Annotated in this window: 19 protein-coding genes and 1 tRNA gene; 10 read left to right on the top strand and 10 right to left on the bottom strand. The window is 64.3% G+C overall.

Annotated features, from left to right (window positions below; translation table 11 throughout):
* Positions 1-54: 54 nt before the first annotated feature.
* Positions 55-702 carry a hypothetical protein gene (locus tag JOD47_RS08430; RefSeq protein WP_204533537.1) on the bottom strand — a complete coding sequence of 216 codons (648 nt, stop codon included), beginning with the start codon at positions 700-702 and terminating at the stop codon, positions 55-57.
* 331 nt (positions 703-1,033) lie between these two features.
* Between JOD47_RS08430 and JOD47_RS08435 the strand changes: the two genes are divergently transcribed.
* The 3 genes from JOD47_RS08435 (at position 1,034) to JOD47_RS08445 (ending at position 3,218) form a co-directional block, all read left to right on the top strand.
* A tRNA-Lys gene (locus JOD47_RS08435) sits at positions 1,034-1,106 on the top strand.
* Between the two features lie 185 nt (positions 1,107-1,291).
* Positions 1,292-1,912, top strand: a complete 621-nt coding sequence (locus JOD47_RS08440; protein WP_204533539.1) for a hypothetical protein — start codon at positions 1,292-1,294, stop codon at positions 1,910-1,912.
* 37 nt (positions 1,913-1,949) lie between these two features.
* Positions 1,950-3,218, top strand: a complete 1,269-nt coding sequence (locus JOD47_RS08445) for an endonuclease/exonuclease/phosphatase family protein (RefSeq protein ID WP_204533541.1) — start codon at positions 1,950-1,952, stop codon at positions 3,216-3,218.
* 45 nt (positions 3,219-3,263) lie between these two features.
* Here JOD47_RS08445 and JOD47_RS08450 read toward each other — a convergent pair whose 3' ends face one another.
* Positions 3,264-3,749, bottom strand: coding sequence for a tetraspanin family protein (locus JOD47_RS08450; RefSeq protein WP_204533542.1), 486 nt, complete (start codon positions 3,747-3,749; stop codon positions 3,264-3,266).
* A gap of 407 nt (positions 3,750-4,156) precedes the next feature.
* On the opposite strand from JOD47_RS08450, the gene JOD47_RS08455 reads away from it, so the two are divergent.
* From JOD47_RS08455 to JOD47_RS08465, 3 genes are all read left to right on the top strand, one after another.
* Positions 4,157-4,369, top strand: coding sequence for a hypothetical protein (locus JOD47_RS08455; RefSeq protein WP_204533544.1), 213 nt, complete (start codon positions 4,157-4,159; stop codon positions 4,367-4,369).
* A gap of 154 nt (positions 4,370-4,523) precedes the next feature.
* Positions 4,524-5,258, top strand: a complete 735-nt coding sequence (locus JOD47_RS08460; protein WP_204533545.1) for a helix-turn-helix domain-containing protein — start codon at positions 4,524-4,526, stop codon at positions 5,256-5,258.
* On the top strand, positions 5,255-5,995 hold the full coding sequence (locus JOD47_RS08465) for a hypothetical protein (protein WP_204533546.1): 741 nt from the start codon (positions 5,255-5,257) through the stop codon (positions 5,993-5,995). Before JOD47_RS08460 ends, JOD47_RS08465 begins: the two co-directional genes overlap by 4 nt.
* A gap of 208 nt (positions 5,996-6,203) precedes the next feature.
* On the opposite strand, the gene JOD47_RS08470 is transcribed toward JOD47_RS08465, so the two are convergent.
* From JOD47_RS08470 to JOD47_RS08495, 6 genes are all read right to left on the bottom strand, one after another.
* A complete protein-coding gene (locus JOD47_RS08470; protein ID WP_204533547.1) occupies positions 6,204-6,479 on the bottom strand; it encodes an HPr family phosphocarrier protein in 276 nt (91 codons plus the stop codon).
* A 30-nt stretch (positions 6,480-6,509) separates the two neighbouring features.
* Positions 6,510-8,228, bottom strand: coding sequence for a phosphoenolpyruvate--protein phosphotransferase (ptsP, locus tag JOD47_RS08475; protein WP_204533548.1), 1,719 nt, complete (start codon positions 8,226-8,228; stop codon positions 6,510-6,512).
* Positions 8,229-8,251: 23 nt separating this feature from the next.
* Positions 8,252-10,294, bottom strand: a complete 2,043-nt coding sequence (locus JOD47_RS08480; RefSeq protein WP_204533549.1) for a PTS fructose transporter subunit IIABC — start codon at positions 10,292-10,294, stop codon at positions 8,252-8,254.
* 17 nt (positions 10,295-10,311) lie between these two features.
* A complete protein-coding gene (locus JOD47_RS08485; protein ID WP_204533551.1) occupies positions 10,312-11,292 on the bottom strand; it encodes a 1-phosphofructokinase family hexose kinase in 981 nt (326 codons plus the stop codon).
* The gene (locus JOD47_RS08490) at positions 11,289-12,056 is read right to left on the bottom strand and encodes a DeoR/GlpR family DNA-binding transcription regulator (RefSeq protein ID WP_204533553.1); all 768 of its coding nucleotides are present in this window, start codon (positions 12,054-12,056) and stop codon (positions 11,289-11,291) included. Before JOD47_RS08490 ends, JOD47_RS08485 begins: the two co-directional genes overlap by 4 nt.
* A 174-nt stretch (positions 12,057-12,230) precedes the next feature.
* Positions 12,231-12,488 carry a DUF6458 family protein gene (locus JOD47_RS08495; protein ID WP_204533555.1) on the bottom strand — a complete coding sequence of 86 codons (258 nt, stop codon included), beginning with the start codon at positions 12,486-12,488 and terminating at the stop codon, positions 12,231-12,233.
* 353 nt (positions 12,489-12,841) lie between these two features.
* Between JOD47_RS08495 and JOD47_RS08500 the strand changes: the two genes are divergently transcribed.
* Both JOD47_RS08500 and JOD47_RS08505 read left to right on the top strand, forming a co-directional pair.
* On the top strand, positions 12,842-13,108 hold the full coding sequence (locus JOD47_RS08500) for a GlsB/YeaQ/YmgE family stress response membrane protein (protein ID WP_204533556.1): 267 nt from the start codon (positions 12,842-12,844) through the stop codon (positions 13,106-13,108).
* Between the two features lie 109 nt (positions 13,109-13,217).
* Positions 13,218-13,991 carry a hypothetical protein gene (locus tag JOD47_RS08505; RefSeq protein ID WP_204533558.1) on the top strand — a complete coding sequence of 258 codons (774 nt, stop codon included), beginning with the start codon at positions 13,218-13,220 and terminating at the stop codon, positions 13,989-13,991.
* Between the two features lie 2 nt (positions 13,992-13,993).
* Here JOD47_RS08505 and JOD47_RS08510 read toward each other — a convergent pair whose 3' ends face one another.
* Complete coding sequence (locus JOD47_RS08510) at positions 13,994-15,199, bottom strand: DUF445 domain-containing protein (RefSeq protein ID WP_204536560.1); 1,206 nt, start codon at positions 15,197-15,199, stop codon at positions 13,994-13,996.
* Positions 15,200-15,331: 132 nt separating this feature from the next.
* On the opposite strand from JOD47_RS08510, the gene JOD47_RS08515 reads away from it, so the two are divergent.
* Together JOD47_RS08515 and JOD47_RS08520 are read left to right on the top strand one after the other, a co-directional pair.
* On the top strand, positions 15,332-16,222 hold the full coding sequence (locus JOD47_RS08515; protein ID WP_307836237.1) for a glycerophosphodiester phosphodiesterase family protein: 891 nt from the start codon (positions 15,332-15,334) through the stop codon (positions 16,220-16,222).
* A gap of 12 nt (positions 16,223-16,234) precedes the next feature.
* On the top strand, positions 16,235-18,040 hold the full coding sequence (locus JOD47_RS08520; protein WP_204533560.1) for a glycoside hydrolase family 15 protein: 1,806 nt from the start codon (positions 16,235-16,237) through the stop codon (positions 18,038-18,040).
* Positions 18,041-18,103: 63 nt separating this feature from the next.
* On the opposite strand, the gene JOD47_RS08525 is transcribed toward JOD47_RS08520, so the two are convergent.
* Positions 18,104-19,279, bottom strand: a complete 1,176-nt coding sequence (locus JOD47_RS08525; RefSeq protein ID WP_204533562.1) for a zinc-dependent alcohol dehydrogenase — start codon at positions 19,277-19,279, stop codon at positions 18,104-18,106.
* Between the last annotated feature and the right edge of the window lie 51 nt (positions 19,280-19,330).

Raw genomic sequence — 19,330 nt, forward strand, 5'->3', positions numbered from 1 at the left:
ACTCAAGGACGTCATCACCGGGACAGGGCCGGCGGCCGGGCGTGCAGCGGAGCGCTAGTCCAGCTCGCCGCGTCGCCACGAAGCGGCAGCGTGCTCCAGGTCCTCAGCGGTCTTGACCAGCTGGTGTGAACTGCGGGTGAGCTTGGTGGCGTGGGCGCCGTTGGAGGTGTCGGCGTCGTCGGCGTGGTTGGTCTGACCGAGCGCCACCACCCGGCAGAAGGCGGCGAAGCGCTCAAGCGCCACGTCGAACTCGCCGTCAAACGCGCCGGACAGAATGGTGTCCGCCATCTGCTGGACCTCGTCAGCGCCGGGAGGCTCGGCGACTCCCGCGACAACCTTCGACACCTGGGACACTTCCTTGCCGGCATTGAAAAAGGCGGCAATCTTCTCGGGGTTCTGCTGGGTAGCGGCACGAAGGGCGTAGAGGCGCCACAGCGCACCGGGAAGCGAGCGCGCAGGGCTCTCGGCCCACAGTTCGGCGATGGCCTCCAGCCCCTGTTGGTCAGCCAGTTGCACCAGGCGCTGCGTCACCACCGGGTCATCGGTCTCCCGGCCGTGGTGTACCAGTGCGTGCGCGGCGAGGTGGGCGGCTTCAGAGACCCGCGAGGGGTCAGCGCCGCCGGGGAAAACCTCGAAGTCTACGGGCGCGAACGGCTTGGGTTTGTGATGCCGAGGGCTGTTGTCTACATATTCGCCGTCCATGGATCGAGAATACTCCTGCGCCTATTGAGGGGCTAGGCGCTCACGAAACCCCCGCGGGTTCGCACCCATGGCACAGGTGATCCCTGGGGTCCTGCGGTGTACCGATGCCTCGGACTTGCCGGCGGGAGCAACCTGGACCGGGGTGGGCGAAATTTCCCTCACCTGCGTCTGGGTTGCTCCAGTGGACGTCCAGCTTGCTCCAGTGGAGGTCCAGCTTGCTCCCGCCGAGGTCCGGATCACTCAACGCGCGACCTCCGCCGGTCCGGCTTGCCTTATCGCCCGATCGGGTGCGATAAAGTAGACACGTTGTTCGGGCCTGCCCGGGTGACGTGGGCCTTTAGCTCAGTTGGTAGAGCATCGGACTTTTAATCCGTGGGTCGTGGGTTCGAGTCCCACAGGGCCCACCCGCGAGTACGAGGAGCGCGCCCCCGCCGAGGTATCGGTGAGGGCGCGCTTTTTCGTGGGAGTTAGTCCGCTTCCCCAGGTTGCTTTCCCGCAACAGCCATTGACTCCCGCGCTCCGGAAGCCTGTACTGGAAGGGCAGATCCTTTCCATCAAGCGGCACGGGAAAGTGCCGGGAGGAAATCCGATGCCCGCACTGTTGGCGTTACCCGTTCAGACGACGCTCGCCGTCGCAGTGATTGGTGCGCTCATCGCGCTGACTGCCTTTGCGGTGTCACGCGGGCTGGTTACGGACAAGGACCGCGACGGCGTCTTCTGGTACGGCTTCACGGGTGGGTTCGCCTGCCTCGGCGCCATCATGGGAGCAATGGTGCTCATCCCCGAGACCGCGGCGGTGACCGGGCTGGCAGGTGTGCTCGGCGTCGGACTGGCCGGAGGCTGGGTCTGGCGCGGCGAGCAGGAGCGGGCGGCGCGCCGTCGTCGTCGGTCGGTGGAAGAGGCGTGCTCAGCGCTGCGGGCGCGCCATGAATCGGTGCTGCAGCGGTGGGTGAGCTATGAACTGGATCCGGCCGTCGCCATCGACTACCCGGACATGACTGACGTGAAGCGTCCGGAGACCGCGCAGTTGGTGCGCGCCATGCGGCAAGCGGCGGTGCTGCGCGAGCAGGAAGACACGGAACAGAAAAACACGGACGACGGCGGCGCTGCGCCGGCTTATGCGTCCGCGGTCACCGACCTGGAGGCGGCCTTCGAGAAGGCCGAGCGCGCTGCCGGTGCCCACTCGACCCCTCACCGCCGGGACAGTTAGGCTGGACCGGTCACTGGGGGATCGGAGGGGGAAGTAAATGTATTCAGCACGTGTACCTCGCCGTAGGGCGGCAGCCATTCTGGTCACGCTCGCCGTCGCCGCTGCTGGCGTGGCGGTGCCGTCAACGGCGACAGCTGCCCACAAACCGAACGTTGCGCAGCAGGGCCAGGGCAAGCAGGAATTGCGCTTCGCCACCTACAACGCAAGCCTGAACCGGTCCGCCGAGGGTGCGCTCGTCGAAGACCTGAGCACCGGCCATGATGAGCAGGCCGGGCGGATCGCCGAGGTGATCCAGATCAACAACCCTGACGTGGTGCTGCTCAACGAATTCGATTACGACCCCGGCCACGAGGCCGCCGAACTCTTCCGGACCAACTACCTTGAGGTGGGCCAGAACGGTAAGGCTCCGGTCCGCTACCCGTACGTCTACACGGCCCCGTCCAACACCGGTGTTCCCAGCGGGATGGACCTGAACAATGACGGCACCGTGGGCGGTCCGGACGATGCGCTGGGATTCGGCCAGTTCGAGGGCCAGTACGGAATGGTTCTCTACTCCAGGTACCCCATCGATACCGGGAATGTCCGCACCTTCCAGAACTTCCTCTGGGCTGACATGCCGGGTGCGCTCCTGCCCGATGACCCTGCTACAGACCGCGCCGCTGACTGGTTCACCGAGGAGGAACTGGCCGCTGTCCGCCTGTCCAGCAAATCGCACTGGAACGTACCGGTGACCGTCGGTAGTTCTACGGTGCATGTTCTCGCCAGCCACCCCACGCCGCCGGTCTTCGACGCTGAGGAAGACCGCAACGGCAGGCGGAACAGCGATGAGATCCGCTTCTGGGCGGACTACATCCATGGCGGCGGGAAGGCGCGCTACATCTATGACGACGACGGCGACCGCGGTGGACTCGATCGGCGCGCCGACTTTGTTGTGCTGGGAGACCTCAACAGTGATCCGGCTGACGGCGATTCCCGCCCGGGCTCGATCAGCCAGCTGCTCGGGCTGAAGCAACTCCAGGACCCCCAGCCCGCGGCGGAAGGCGCTGCTGAAGCCTCAGTCCTGCAGGGCCGGGTGAATTCGGAGCACCGCGGCGACCCCGCCCTGGATACCGCCGACTTCGAGGACGCTGATGCCGGAAACATCCGGGTGGACTACGTGCTGCCGTCCAAGTCCCTCAAGGTGCGCGGCGCCGGCATCTTCTGGCCGCGGGCAGGGACGCCCGGTTCAGAGCTCACGGGCATTTTCCCCTTCCCCACGAGCGACCACCGGCTGGTGTACGTCGATGTCGACGTCAAGAAGCGCTGACCCGATCGTTTCAGCCGAAGTTGTCGGAAACTGCGGAAAACCCAGTCATTCCCGCTGATTGGATGTGTGCCGGCGCCGCCGGTCCCAGAAGACCGCGCTGAGCGCGCCTGCCGTGGCGAGCAGGATGCTGCCGCTGACAACGATCCCGCCAGCCGACTGGCTGATGATGAAGATCCACTGCGGGAATGGCCCGTTGATCGCTGTTTGGTCGACCTGGAGGGGTGCAAACACCGCCCACAACCCCAGCGCAAGCACTGCTGCCCCGAGCAGCCAGAGCACCAGCACGAATGGGTTGATCCACTTATCCGCCGGCCCGGTATCCGGCCGGACCGCTCCTGTCGGCATGACCTCAACGACATTCGCAGGCTCGTCGGGCGAGGACGGTGCGGGCGCCTCCTCGGCTACTGCCGGGCGCTGCGGCGCTTCCTTCGGTGAGGACCAGCGGCCGCCCTGGGAGGCTGACGATGCGCCGCCGCCCCGCTGATAGATGGAACTGTACCGATTGTCGATGTTCGGCGTGTTCTCGCCCATTGTGCCTCCCTGGCCCTCTGTTGGAAATCTACTAGTTCTGCTGCGCCGGGGTAAGTGGCCGCTGCCCGCTGGACCAAAAAGTGCCGGTCCTCTGGCCAAGGCTCCGGATGCTCGTGTAGGTTGAAACGCATGGGAACAATAATTTTCGAGTAATTGTGCCGGCCGGGTGCTTGGCGCACCCGTCCAAACAACAACAGAACCATTCGAAAAAAGACCGTGTTGAGGCCTTCGCCTCCATGTTTGTTTCCACTTCTCCTGTGTGACATACGGTTCGGGGTTTGCCCGGACCGGTCGGTCAGTGCATCAGGATCCCCTACGGAATCGGCAGAGCAGCAGCGGCCGGCAAGCGCCGTCGTCGTTGCCTGTAGGTGAGTGGCCCAGCCGGTCGAAGCCATTGAAGGAGAGCCATGACCCAGCAAGAAGACCAACAGCCGCTCAACGTACACCTCACCGAAGACGCTGCAAAGAAACTGGTGGACGATCCTCGTGCGCGCGATGCGCTGGCCCGGAAGAACCCTGCCTTTGGGGAGCTGGACAGCGCACACAGCACGGGGCGCAGGAACAAATCCGTTCATGCCAGCAACCGGCAGGGAAAGCGGGAGAAGAAGGTGCGCTGGTAGGGCGGCAGCCTTAGCTGATGCGTCCCAGGGGAGGTTAAAGTGAAACTGGCTCCGCGTTCTGCGTATGGGGGAATCGCAGAATGGGGAGCCAGCTCTCCAACTATACTTCACAGTAGGGGTAAAAAGTCCAGTCGAATCCGCCTGAAGGGTGATGATGACAGTCACAGCTAAAGCATTCCAGCTGTGGCGTACCCAGATAGCTCCGGAAGCGACCGTTTCCGATCTCTGCCGGAAAGCGGACATCAAACGGTCCACCCTCGCGCAGCAGCTGGTTCGCGGCAAAGTTTCAATCGAGACGGTCATCAGTATCGCCCGCGCCTATGGGGTTCCGCCGGTTCAGGCACTGAGCGGGTTCGACGGTTACCGGGATCTCGCGGAAGGGCTCCTGCCCCCGACTTCCGGGGAATATCTCAGCCAGGTTTCCTCGATGGACCTGCTGCGGTTGATCCTCGGGCGCAGTGAGGAAACCGATTGGGTGGGCGGTCCGCTGAGTTTCCAGCTCGCACCCCTGCCTCACCGCTATTCCGTGCGCTCGTGGTTCGATTCGGTCGACGACGGTGAACTCCGCCAGGCGCTGACGGCGCGCACCGGGATTGCTCCGCAGAACCTTTCGGCGCAACTCAGTGCCGGTCGGTTGAGCACCCAGTTGTGCGTCGAAGTTGCCAGGGTGTCCGGGGTTTCGCTCGCGAACGGCCTGGTTGTCACCGGGCTGCTCACCCCGCAGGAAGGCGGCTGGGCAGGCGACGGCCGTGAGCAGGTGCTGAGCTCCCTGCCGGATTCAAGACTCATCCTGATAGCGCGGGACCGTCTTGACGGGCTGGGCAAGCGGCTCCGCAAACAGGAGCAGGACAACACTCGTGACCAGACCTTATGGGAGAACCTCGGATGAGCGTCGGAACATTTATCCAGTGGCTGGCGCTGGCGCTGTGCGTGATCTTCGCGGCTACACGCCTCCCTGACGCCATACGGGGCAAAGGACGGAGCGTCTTCGCCGTGCTGGTGCTGCTGTGCGTGGCCGTGGGCCTGAGCCTGTCGCCAATTTACCTCTTTGTGGACGGCTTGCTCGGCGGCGCCAATCTTGCCAATCTCCTCATCCGGTTCAGCCTGTACGCCATCATGCTGCTCCTGGGGCTGCGTGGCGCGGCTGCGTTCAGCTCTGAACGGGCGCTGAGGCTCATCAGCGGGCCACTGGGTACTGCTGTACTGGGCCTAACGGTTTTGGCTACGGTGATTTTGTTCGGATTGAGTGATCTTCCAGAATCCTCAACGGGGCTGCGGGAATACGCGGACCAACCCACCGTGCACTGGTACTCGCATCTGGGGAGAATTTACCCGGCGTTTGTCGGCGCCTGCCTGCTTGGCCCGGCGATCGCAAGCGCGCGGGACACGTCGGCACGTGCTTTCCACCGTGTTGCCGCGGCGTTCATGGCATGCGGATTCGCGATGGTGCTGGCCCATACCGTCCTCAAGTTCACCGGGGTCAGGACCGGGGCGGCGGACCTCATTCTGCCGTTCGGTGCAATTGTCCTCGTCACTACCGGCCTCACCATGATCTGGCTGTCCCGCAGGCGTGCCGTCCGCGACCGGTCCGCCAACTTCCTGGCAAAGGAACACCGGCGTAACTGATCGACCTTTAGTCTCTTCGCCGGATTATTTCGACCAATATCGCTCACACTGTTCACGTTTTCATCATGGTGTGTCAAAATTATGATTATGTAACTCCCGGTGTCCGTGGGGGGTCAACGGGTTACACAGCAATAGGTGCGTCCATTAGAACGGGTGGACGCACCTATTTCATTTTCAGGCGGGGTCATCCCCGCCTGAAAGCCCGCTGTCAGGCGTCGTGATCGGTTTCGAGGATACGGACCAGCGAGTCGAGTGCGTCCCCCGCGCCGTCGTCCTCGGAGCGGAGCACCACAACGTTGCCGTGCTCGGCGCCCAGGCTCATCAGCGACAGGATGCTTGATGCGTCCAGGGCTTCGTCCGCCGGGCTCCCCTCCAGGGCAATAGTGATTTCAGCCGGGAGTTCTCCCGCCGCTTCGGCGAAGATGGCGGCTGGCCGGGCGTGGAGCCCCACCCGGCTGGCTACGGTTGCTTTGCGTTCGATCATGATCTTCCTTCCGGTTGCTTTTGTGCGAGCCTACAGGCCCAGGGTTCCGAGGATCGGCAAACCGGCACGCACAGCTGCGCGTGCCTCGAGCGCGGTGGGTGCCGCCAGAGCCTGTTGTGCCAGCCCCTGTGCTTCGGTGAGGGACACCGAACCGATCACGGCGGCCACGGCGGCCAGCGCCCGTGAACTCATGGACAGCGAAGTGACGCCCAGACCCACCAGCACGACGGCGAGGGCCGGATCGGCGGCCGCCTCGCCGCATACGCCCACAGACTTGCCGTTGTCACTGTTGAGTTCCTTGCTCGAGGATTCACTCCCACGGGCAGCCTCGGCGCCGGCCACCGTATGCCGAATCAGCTGCAGGACAGCCGGCTGCCAGGGGTCGTTGAGGGCGGCCAGAGGTCCGAGCTGGCGGTCTGCCGCCATGACGTACTGCGTGAGGTCATTGGTTCCGATTGACGCGAAGTCCACACGCTGCAGGATTGCCCCTGCCGTCAGGGCTGCGGACGGCACCTCCACCATGACGCCGGGCACCTTCAACCCCGCTGCTGCGCACGATTCAGCGAAGTGCTGGGCCTCCTGCGCGGTGGAGATCATCGGTGCCATGACCCAGATATCCGTGGTTGCGCCGTCGGCTGCTTCGCTGATTGCCTTCAGCTGACGGTCCAGCACACCGGGCGTCGAGAGCTCGGTGCGGTAGCCGCGAACACCGAGCGCCGGGTTCGGTTCCGAGGCGTCAGTAAGGAAAGGCAGGGGCTTGTCTGCGCCGGCGTCGAGCGTGCGAACCACTACCTTGCCGGCGGGAAACGCGTCAAAGACCTGGCGGTAGGCCACCGACTGCTCGGCCACCGTCGGCTCGGTCTCGCGGTCGAGGAAGCAGAACTCGGTGCGCAGAAGTCCGACGCCCTCAGCTCCTGCCTCGGCTGCTTTGCGGGCGTCGGCACCGGACCCCACGTTGGCGAGGAGCGGCACCCGGTGCCCGTCCGTCGTCGTGCAGGTTCCGCTGTAGGTACCGAGCGAGCGTGCCTGCTCCGTCCAGATGGCCGCTGCCGTCCGTTCGGCGTCGCCAGGTCCGGTGAGTACGGTTCCGGCTGCTCCGTCGACAAACACTTCAGTCCCGTCGTCGATATCCTCGACGCCCCGGGCGGCGACGACGGCGGGCAGCCCCAGCGCACGAGCGAGGATCGCCGTGTGGGACTGGGGGCCCCCGGAGCTGGTGATCAAAGCGATGACCAGCTCCGGGTTGAGCGTGGCGGTATCGGCCGGGGCCAGATCCTCCGCCGCAAGGACGAACGGATGGTCGGCTGTCGGGATACCGGGCGCGGGCAGTCCCCGCAGCTCGGCGACGACCCGCGAACGGACGTCCAGGACGTCCTGCGTGCGCTCGGCCATGTAACCGCCGAGGCCTCTCAGCATGTCTGCGACCTGGGCGCCGGCCTCCCACACCGCGCGCTCGGCCGAGGTGCCGGCCACAATGAGCGCGTTCGCAGACTTCAGGAGCATGGGGTCCGCCGCCATCATGGCCGTAGCCTCAAGGATTGCCTTCGCGTCTCCGGTTGCGGAGTCGGCGCGTCGCTGGAGCTCGGCCTGGACTTTTTTCGCTGCAGTCTTCAGCCGGGCCGTCTCATCATCGACCGTGGTGTTGGACCATTTCTCCCCGGCGGATGGTTCTGCCACCGGGCGCGGCATCTGCTGCACCGGTCCAATGATCCTGCCGGGGCTCACTCCTACGCCGGTGAAGGTGCTCAATGGTCCAACTCCTCAGTCAGGGACTAGACGGCAACCGACTCGGAGGCAGCGGCCGGGGCCGGCTTGCGCACGGCGAACCGCTTCAGGGCCACCACGGCAAGGGCTGAGATGACCATGCCCACGAGGATCGATAGAACAAACATAGCGACATTACCGATCGCAAAGAATACAAAGATTCCACCGTGCGGTGCCTGGGAGGTGACGCCGGTACCCATGATCATCGCGCCGGTGACCGCGGATCCCAGCATCCCTGCGGGAATGACGCGCAGCGGATCAGCCGCAGCGAACGGGATGGCGCCTTCGGAGATGAATGCCGAACCGAGGAGCCACGCAGCCTTGCCGTTCTCGCGCTCTGCAAGGGAGAAGCGGCGACGGTCGATCACGGTTGCCAGGGCCATCGCCAGCGGCGGGACCATGCCGGCGGCCATGACGGCTGCCATGATCTGCCACGGAGCCTGGTTGTCGATGGCGCCGGCACCGAGGCCGGCCACGGCGAAGGCGTAGGCGACCTTGTTGATGGGGCCGCCCAGGTCAATTGCCATCATGAGTCCGAGGATGATGCCGAGGAGAACAGCGCCGGTGCCGGTCAGCCCGGACAGCCAGTCGTTGAGCGCAACGGTGAGGGCGGCGATCGGGCCACCGAGGACCAGGATCATCAGCCCGGAGGCCACGATGGAGGCCACCAGCGGAATGATGACCACCGGCATCAGGCCTCGCAGCCAGCGGGGAACTGCCAGCTTGCCGATCTTCATGGCGACGTAGCCGGCCAGGAGGCCGCCGACGATCGCGCCCAGGAACCCGGCACCCATGAAGCCTGCAACAGCACCGGCAACGAAGCCCGGAGCAATACCGGGACGATCAGCGAGCGCATAGGCGATATAGCCGGCAAGGGCGGGAACCAGGAAGCCCATCGACAGGGAGCCGATCTTGAAGAACACCGCACCGAGGTACGCGCCCAGAGCGCCCTGCGCTGTCTCGGGGAACTCGGTGGGGAGGTTCCAGAGGCTGTTGTTGACCACCATGTCGTCAGCGAAGCCGGTGATGTCATAACCGCCGAGGAGGAAGCCCAGAGCGATGAGGAGCCCGCCGCCTGCAACAAACGGAATCATGTAGCTGACGCCGGTGAGCAGCGCACGCTTCAACTGTCCACCGACTCCTTCGCGTGGGCCGTCGTCATCGGAGCCCGGCATGGAGGAGTCAGCGACGCGGCGGGCGTTGGGGTTGTCCGCCGCCGCAAGCGCTTCCTCGACCATGACTCCGGGCTCGTCGATACCGCGCTTGACCGGCGCATTGATGACCGGCTTGCCGGCGAAGCGGTGCTTGTCGCGGACGTCGACGTCGACGGCGAAGATCACCGCGTCCGCAGCAGCGATCACTGACGGGTCGAGGGGAGTGGATGCTGAGGAACCCTGCGTCTCGACCTGCAGGTCGATACCGCGTTCCTTCGCAGCCGCGACCAGGGAGTCCGCTGCCATGTAGGTGTGGGCAATGCCGGTGGGGCACGCTGTCACGGCTACCAGCCGCTTTGTCCGTGCCGCGTCGGGAGGCGTGGTGGTTCCCGGGTCCGCGGACTCAGGGTTCACGGCAGTAGCGCCGCCTTCTTTCCTGGCAGGAGCGGCTTCGAGTGCTTCCTCCACCAGGGCCACGACCTCCTGCTCGGTGGATGCGGAGCGCAACGCGGCGGTGAAGTCCTTCTTGATCAGGGAGCGGGCGAGCTTCGACAGGAGCTTGAGGTGCTGCTGATCGGCGCCTTCCGGAGCCGCGATGAAGAACACCAGGTCTGCCGGGCCGTCCTTGGCGCCGAAGTCCACCTTCGGCTCGAGGCGCGCCATCGCCAGGGTCGGTTCAAGAACGGCGGTGGACCGGCAGTGCGGGATGGCGATTCCACCCGGAATCCCGGTGGCTGTCTTCTCCTCGCGGGCCAGTGCATCAGCGAAGAGCCCTTCCACCTGGTCGGCGCGACCCTGCGCCACCACAAGTTCGGCTAGCCGCCGGATGACGTCGGCTCGGTCGTTGCCCAGCGACGTGTCGAGGACGACAAGTTCGGGCGTAATCATTGCGGACATGGGATTTCCTTTGGAGGTTATGGGTGATTGGGGGAGGTGTGGGCTGTGACAATCGCCTGGACTGTGACGGCGTCCGGTGTGGTCTGGTGCATTGCCGGCACTGTGGATCCCGGTAGGGACGCAGCGGCTGAGCCATGGGCCACCGCCTGACGGAGGCAGTCGGGGGCACTGGCGCCTCGGGTATGCGCCAGGAGGTAGCCGGCAAGCGCGGAGTCTCCGGCGCCGACGGTGGAGATCGCGGTGATGGGTGGATGCTGTGCGTGCCACGCGCCGTCGGCTGTGACCAGCAGTGCGCCCTTGGAGCCGAGGGTTGCAAGGACGGTGCGGACGCCGCGGGCAAGCAGTCGCGTGGCTGCTTCCACCGCAAGGTCCTCCTGGTCTTCGAGACTGTCTCCCACTCCAAGCCCGGTGAGCTGGGAGAGTTCCTCGGCGTTCGGTTTGAGGAGGTCCGGAGCGGCGTTGCCGTCGATCGCCGCGATGAGCGCCGCTTCGGATGCGTCCAGTGCGATCAGCGGAGCGCGGTCGCCGTGGCGGTCCCTTACTGCGCGAACGACTGCAGCGTAATAGTCGGATGCAAGGCCCGGTGGAAGGGATCCTGCGAGAACCAGCCACTGTGCGCCTGTCGACAGTTCCACCACCAGGTCAATGAGGGCGTCGGCTTCGCGCTGGTTCAGTGCCGGACCGGGTTCATTGATCTTGGTGGTGGTGCCATCAGGCTCAGTCAGGGTGACGTTGCTGCGCAGTGCCGCCGCGATGGACAGGTTGCGGTAGGGGACCTGCGCGGATCGGAGGCCGGTGAGAACCGGATCATCCTCGCGGCCGGGAAGGATTGCGAGGGCCTCGGCGCCGCCTGCGGACAGTGCCCGGCAGACGTTGACCCCCTTGCCGCCGGATTCCTGGCGGTTGGCCGTTGCACGCTGCACCGCGCCGCGGGCGAGGGGAGCGGCGAGCTCGATGGTGCGGTCCAGGCTGGGATTGGCCGTGAGCGTGATGATCATGCGACCACCAGCTCGACGTCCGCCTCGGCGAGGGCGCGGGTGAGTCCGGCGTCCGGCTGGACGTCGGTGACGAGGGCGTCTATCTCGCTGAGTTCAGCGAACCCGACGAGCGTCTCTGCGTTCAGTTTTGACGCGTCCGCCAGTACGACGACGCGGCGCGCTGATCGAACGATTGCAGCCTTCACTGAGGCCTCCTCCGGGTCGGGAGTGCTGAGCCCGAATTCCGGGTGCACTCCATTGGTTCCGATGAAAACGACGTCCGGGCGGAATCCGCTGTACCGTGCGACAGTGCCGCTGCCGACGCAGGCGCTGGTCAGGCCGCGGACCCGGCCACCGATGAATTCGAGCTGAAGGGCCGAGCCGATGAGCGTGGAGGCAACCGGCACGGAGTGGGTAATGACGAGAAGCTGATCCGCCGCCTCCTGCACCAGGAGCGCAGCGAGGGCGCTCGTGGTGGTGCCGCCGTCCAGCACGATTGACCCTTCGGCGGGAACCATCGCCAGCGCGGCTTTGGCGATTCGCGTCTTCTCTGCCTGATTGCGGCCTTCACGGCTTGTGAGGCTCAGCTCGGTGGTGCTCGCGCTCGCCGCGGGAACGGCACCGCCGTGCACCCGACGCAGGAGCCCGTCCTGCTCCAGCAGTGCGAGATCACGCCGGACGGTTTCCTTGGTGATGTTGAATCGAGCTGCCAGCTGGGCCACAGTGACCCGGCCCTCGGACGCAACCAGCGCGGCAATCCTGTTGTAGCGTTCCTCGGCGAACACTGGCCCTCCTCGCTGGGTGACTATCGTCACAACCATTTCCGTTTCAGTGACTATATCTGTGTTTATGTTTGGTTGTCAACGAAAAACGGAGAAAAAAGAAGAAGCCACCGGCGCTGGGGCGCGGGTGGCTTCTCAGGTGTCTGGACTGCGGGTCAGTCCAAGAGGAAGGCTGGGTCAGATCCCGCCGTCGCGGGTCTCGTTTCGGGTGATCCGCTCGCCGGTGTTGGGATCCTGGACGGTACGCGACTCGCTGACCCGCTTCTGGTTGCGCGGCGCGTTCATGAGGAGCGAGATGATGAGCCCCAGAACGCCGACTCCCATCAGGATGTAACCCACGAGGGTGAGGTCGATGAAGTTCACCAGATTATCCGCGACGGCGAAGGCCAATATTGCACCAAGTGCAATGAGGACGATGGAGGAACCGATTCTCATACCAACTACTCCTTGATTTGACCCGCTTCAGCAATTTGTCTGTTAGATCCAGTAATCGCGGCGGGTTGCGATAATAACGCGTTAGGTAATCAGCATACTGGCATTCGCTTCGGTTGCCCGGCACCGTGCCGGGTCGAACTGCCCCTTCTTTCCGTTACCGAACACGTCTCCGGTGAAGTTTTGATCACAAGGGGTTGCAAAGTTCCCGAGCAGGAGTTTAATGGTTCCACCGGTAAGGCGTATGCTATTACTAAGCTCACTTATCAAGTAGGGTAGTGTGCAGTTGCACTTCGGTGCATCGTCGAAATCGACATATATGTTGCGCAGTTAGAAGTTCGATAAAGGAGCACTTCATGAATTTCCTGGCATTTCTTCTTCTCGGCCTTATTGCAGGCGCCATCGCCAAACTGATTCTGCCCGGTAAGCAGGCCGGCGGCTGGATCATGACGCTGATCCTTGGCGTGATCGGTGCCCTCCTTGGAGGCTTCCTCGGCAACCTCCTCTTCAACGTCGGCGTGAACGAATTCTTCTCCCTGTCTTCCTGGCTGCTGGCCATTGGTGGGGCGATCATCGTTCTCCTCGTCTACGGAGCTATCACCAAGAATCGTTCGCACGCATAGCCTGGGCACCATAGACTAAACGCCCCGTCGGCCCCATCCGACGGGGCGTTTTGCGTGGTAAGGAAACGTCCCTAAACCAGACATGGGCAGCTCGATGGAAGGATCAGCAATGGCACGCTTCAACCCCGCGGGAAAATTAGCCAGCGGAGCGGTATTCGACCGCCACGGCCAACCAAAACCGGGCGTCCAGCGCGCGGTGGAACGGGCCATCGACATTCAACGCCCGTTGGTTCTCGCCAACCTGCGACGATTGCGCAGGAAAAACCCGGCTGCCACCGGCGCCGAGTTGAACGCAAAACTGGAGCGCGACTATCTCGTTGCGATTACAACCGCGGGCGCGGCTGTCGGTGGCACCGCCGTCGTACCGGCAATTGGAACAGTGGTCTCGCTGGGGCTTTCCGCTGCCGCCACGGTTGGATTTCTCGAGGCAACGGCGCTGTATGCGCAATCGGTAGCGGAACTTCACGGCATCTCCACCGAGGACCCCGAACGAACACGCACTCTGGTCATGGCCATCCTCATGGGAGAAGAGGGCTCGGCGCTGATTCAGGCCACCATCGGCTCCTCGGCGGGCGGGGTGACGCGTCACTGGGGCAACGTGGTCGGGGGATCGATGTCCTCTTCCGCAGTGCGCGGCATCGGCGCAAGCATCCGCAAACGATTCCTCAAGCGCATGCTTGCACGCCAGGGCGGGGCCCTGCTGGGCCGTGCGCTCCCGTTCGGAGTGGGTGCAGCTGTGGGAGGAGTGGCCAACCACAAGATGGGGCGTACGGTGATCGACGCAACCCGGCAAGCCTTCGGCCCGCCGCCCACCGTCCTTCCGGGCGAACTGCTCACGGAACTTGAGAAGCTTCCGGAGATTGGCACTGACCCGCAGCCCTGAGATCAGCCGAACAGTGCGTGCGCCAGGGAGAAGATACCCAGCCCGGCAAGAGAGCCGACCACCGTGCCGTTGATCCGGATGAACTGAAGGTCCTTGCCCACCTGGAGTTCGATCTTCCGCGAGGTTTCCTCCGCGTCCCAGCGCTCCACGGTTTCGGAGATGATGCCCGCGATGTCGCTGCGGTACGTCCGCACGAGGTAGCCGGCGCCGTCGGAAATCCACTTGTTGATCCTGCCCGCAAGATCCTCGTCCGTGGTGAGGCGGCGTCCGAAATCGCGAACCGCGGCCTTGAAGTTGCGGGTCAGCTCACTATCGGGATCATTGACCGCTTCCAGCAGCGCGGTCTTGATGGTGGTCCAGGCCCGGGCGGCAACGTCATGCAGGCGCGGGTCATCGAGGATCCCGGCCTTGATCTCCTCGGCCTTCGCGATGATCACCGGGTCATGCTGTAGATCCTGGGCGAGGTCCTTGAGGTACTTGTCGATGGAGAGCCGGACATCATGCTGCGGATCTGCCTGGACTGCACGCACGAACTTGAGGAACTCCGCATAGACCTTGTCGCCGACGAGCCCGTCCACGAAGTGCGGCACCCACGTGGGCGAGCGTTGGGACACCACGCGGGAGACGACGTCGTAATTGCCGTCCACCCACTCGGCCGCGCGGTCCACCAGCAGGTCAACGAGCCGGTGGTGGTGTCCCTCCTCGAAGACGCGCTCGGCCATACGACCAACCGGCGGACCCCACGGTGGGTCTACAACGTGCTTGCGCACCATTGATTCGATGACCTTCTGGACGGCGTCGTCATCCAGCACGGTGAACGCGCCGCGGATCAGCGCGGCACCCTCAACGGCTACCCGGTCCGCGCCCTCCGGGCGGGAGAGCCACGTGCCGGCGCGCTGGGCGAGGCCAAGGGAGGACAGCTTCTGCTGCACCACTGACTCCGAAAGGAAGTTCTCCTCCACAAATTGCCCCAGCGATGTGCCGATCTGGTCCTTCTTGCGGGGAATGATCGCTGTATGGGGGATCCTGAGCCCCATCGGGTACTTGAACAGGGCCGTCACCGCGAACCAGTCGGCCAGGGCACCCACCATGCCACCCTCCGCAGCGGCCCGGACATACTGCAGCCACGGGTACTGCTCCTGAAAGGCGAAGGCAACCAGGAAAATTACCGCCATGACGGCGAGCAGGCCCGTCGCAACGGTCTTCATCCGCCTCAGACCGGCCGCGCGCTCCGTATCGGTCAACGCAATGCTCACTTAGTCCTCCGCATCGATGCTGAATTCCCATCTAACCAGCCGTCCGGAGGACAGTCACGCCGCCGATTCGCTAGCGTAAGGCCTGTGACAGAACAACAAGCAGTGAAGCACCTGGTTTTCGCGCACCGCGGGGCGAGCAAGCAATACGCGGAACATACCCGCGCTGCGTTCCTGCAGGCGCTCGCGGAAGGTGCGGACGGTGTTGAATGCGACGTCCACCTCACTGAGGACCTGGAACTTGTCTGCATCCACGACACCACCCTTGACCGCACCTCCAGCGGAACGGGCGACGTGGGAGACCATACGCTGCGTCAGTTGCGTGAACTGGACTTCGCGTCATGGAAGGGCGCCAATATCCCGCCGCAGTATGGCGGTGTGGCCGATCAGCTGCTCACGCTCGAGGACCTGGTGGATCTCCTGCGTGCGGATGGACGCCAGTTGGAGCTCGCGATCGAGCTGAAGCACCCGAGTCCTTTCGGCCTCAAACTGGAGGAACGGTTGATTGCCTTCCTGATGAGGGAAGGCTATGACCCGGAGACGTCCCGCCTGGCCAATCTCCACATTACTTTCATGAGCTTCAACCCCGACTCCGTCCGGCACCTCCTGGAGCGTGTGCCCGCCGACGTCGTCTGCCAGCTGGTGGCCGACGTCAAGCCCGATGATGTGCGCCAAACCCTGGGACCCCTCACAGCGGCCGCCGTGATGAACCTTCTCCGGCGTGCGCTGCACGAGGGAGAGCGGATTATCGCGAGCGGAGCGGTGGGGATTGCCGGTCCGGGCATCAAGTATGTGCGTGCCCACCCCGACAGGATTGCCGGGTGGCTTGAGTCCGGGCTTCGCCTGCGTGTGTGGACGGTTGACACGGACGACGACGTCGACCTCCTCCACACGCTCGGCGTCCAGGAAATCACGACCAACCGCCCGGCGTACGTTCTTCGCCGGCTCAAGGGGGAGTCCTCTCCCGGCCGGGTGTGATTGAGTTAACGCATGGCTATGCCGATTGAAGATTATGCGCTGATTTCCGATCTCCATACCGGCGCGCTCGTTTCCCGGGGTGGAAGCGTGGACTGGCTCTGCTACCCGCGGTTCGACTCGGCATCGGTCTTTTCCGCGCTCCTGGGCAACGAGAACCATGGACGGTGGCTGGTGGCACCTGCGCACGCCGCCGGCGTTGCCGACCTGGTGGAGTGGAAGTACATCGACTCCACCTTCGTGCTGCAGTCCAGATGGCGCACCGAAGCCGGTGAAGTCCTCGTGACCGACTACATGCCTATCCACGACCGGCGAGCCTCCCTTGCACGCCGCATCGAGGGCATCAGCGGATCAGTGCCGATGCGCCAGGAGCTGGTGGTGCGCTTCGGCTACGGCGAGGTACTGCCATGGGTACGGCGCACCCATGAGAAGGGTGGTCCCGGAATTCTCGCGATGGCCGGACCGGATGCCCTGCTCCTGCGCGGTGCCCACCTTCCGCACGCCGCCGATCACCGCCATGTGGGCGAGTTCACGGTTGAAGCCGGTGAAAAAGTGGATCTTGAGCTGGTCTGGTACCCATCGCACCGTCCGCAACCAACGCCCTTGGACTTCGACGCCACGCTTCAGGCAACCATCGACTACTGGCAGGGCTGGGCGGAAAGCTGCGAGAAGCAGGGCGAGTATGACGCCATCGTCAAGCGCTCACTCCTGGTGCTGCGCGCCCTGACGCATGAAGACACCGGCGGCATCGTCGCGGCTCCCACCACGTCGCTGCCCGAGGCCTTCGGCGGCGAGCGGAACTGGGACTACCGGTTCTGCTGGCTACGGGATGCCGCGCTGACCCTCGAAGCGATGATGACGCACGGCTACGAGGATGAAGCCTCCCAATGGCGGGACTGGTTGCTCCGTGCGGTCGCCGGTGACCCGGAGGATCTCCAGATCATGTACAGCGTTTCGGGTGAGCGGAACCTGCCGGAGAAAGTCCTTGGGCACCTGCCCGGCTATGCGGACTCCGCTCCCGTCCGGATAGGCAACGGAGCCGTGAGCCAGTACCAGGCCGACGTCGTGGGTGAAGTGATGGTGGCACTGGAGAAGCTGCGCGAGCGCGGTGTGAAGGAGGACCAATTCTCCTGGCCGCTGCAGCACGCACTGCTGGGTTTCCTGGAGAAACACCTGAACGCCAAGGACCACGGCATCTGGGAGATGCGTGGCGAACCTGCGTACTTCACGCACTCCCGGGTGATGATGTGGGCGGCGTTCGACCGCGGCACCCGCGCCGTCCGGGAACACGGGCTCAAGGGTGAGGCGGACCGGTGGGAACAGCTTCGCGATCAGCTCCGCACCGAGATCCTCGAGCAGGGTTTCAGCAGCGAAGTGAACTCTTTCACGCAGTTCTACGGCACACCGCTGGTGGACGCGTCACTGCTGCAGCTGCCGCAGGTCGGCTTCCTTGACTACGACGACCCGATGATGCTCGGTACCGTGGCAAGGCTTGAGGAAGAGCTGCTCGATGACCACGGGCTGCTGCTCCGCTACCGCACCGAATCGTCGATCGATGGTCTGGCGCCCGGGGAGCATCCATTCCTCGCCTGCTCGTTCTGGCTCGTTGAGCAGTACGCGCATACCGGCCGCCTTCAGGACGCCAAGAAGCTGATGGACCAGCTGGTGGGCTATGCCAACCAGCTTGGCCTGCTGTCCGAGGAGTACGACGCCGGGAACGCCAGGATGGCGGGGAACTTCCCGCAGGCGTTTTCTCACCTGGGCTTGGTGCGGGCCGCCGACGCGATCCACGCGGCCCAGCAGGTCTCCCTCGCACGTTGAGTTCGCAGGACACGCCCCTTATGGAAGCTCATAAGGGGCGTGTCCTGATGAATGAACGGGCAATTAAGGCTTGAGTACCACCTTGATGCAGCTGTCCTCCTTCTTCTGGAAGATCTTGTAGGCATTCGGCGCCTCGGTGAGGGGCACTTCATGCGTCTTGAGGTCCATCACGCCTAGTGGGTCCGAGGGATCCTCGACGATCGGCAGCAGTTCGTCCGTCCAGCGCCGCACATTGCATTGGCCCATCCGGGTCTGGATCTGCTTGTCGAACATGGTCAGCAGCGGCATGGGACTTGCGGTTCCGCCATAAACGCCGCTGAGTGAAACAGTGCCGCCGCGGCGCACGGAGTCGATGCAGGCGTGAAGTACGGTCAGCCGGTCAACGCCCGCTGTCTCCATCGCCTTTCGGGCAACAGGGTCAGGCAACAGCCCGACGGCGTGCTGCGCGAAGGCTCCCAGTGGTGAGTTGTGTGCCTCCATGCCGACGGCGTCGACGACGGCGTCCGGTCCGCGCCCGTTGGTCATCTCGCGAAGGACATCACCCGTCTCCTTGGTGAAGTCGATGGTCTCGATCCCGTGCCTCTCAGCCATCGCCCGCCGCTCGGGGACCGGCTCAACGGCAATGACGCGGTGACCCAGATACTTGCCGATTCTGCTTGCGAACTGCCCAACCGGGCCGAGTCCGAAAACGGCGAGCGTACCGCCGTCGGGCACGTCCGCGTACCGGACGCCCTGCCAGGCCGTGGGAAGAATGTCGGAAAGGTACAGGTATCGCTCATCGGGGAGTTCAGCGCCCACCTTCACCGGACCGTAGTCCGCGTGCGGAACCCGGAGGTATTCAGCCTGCCCACCCGGGACGGAGCCATACAGCGCGGAGAATCCAAACAGGGCGGCGCCCGTGCCCTGTTCGTGGACCTGCGTGGTTTCACACTGCGACTGAAGCCCGTGATTGCACATCCAGCAATGGCCGCAGGAGATGTTGAACGGGATCACTACGCGGTCACCGGGCTTGAGATTTGCCACGCTGCTGCCGACGGCTTCCACGATTCCCATGGGTTCGTGCCCCAGGACATCGCCCTTGTGCATGTAGGGTCCCAAAACCTCGTACAGGTGGAGATCCGATCCGCAGATGGCTGTCGAGGTGATGCGGACAATGGCGTCCGTCGTGTCCTCGATGCGCGGATCGGGGACTTCCTCAACGCTCACTGATCGCTTGCCCTGCCAGGTAAGTGCCTTCATCGATACTCCTCCATGGGTTGGTAAGTATGGGTTGGTAAGTATGGGTTGGTA

The organism is Arthrobacter tumbae (assembly GCF_016907495.1).
GTDB classification, from domain to species: domain Bacteria; phylum Actinomycetota; class Actinomycetes; order Actinomycetales; family Micrococcaceae; genus Arthrobacter_D; species Arthrobacter_D tumbae.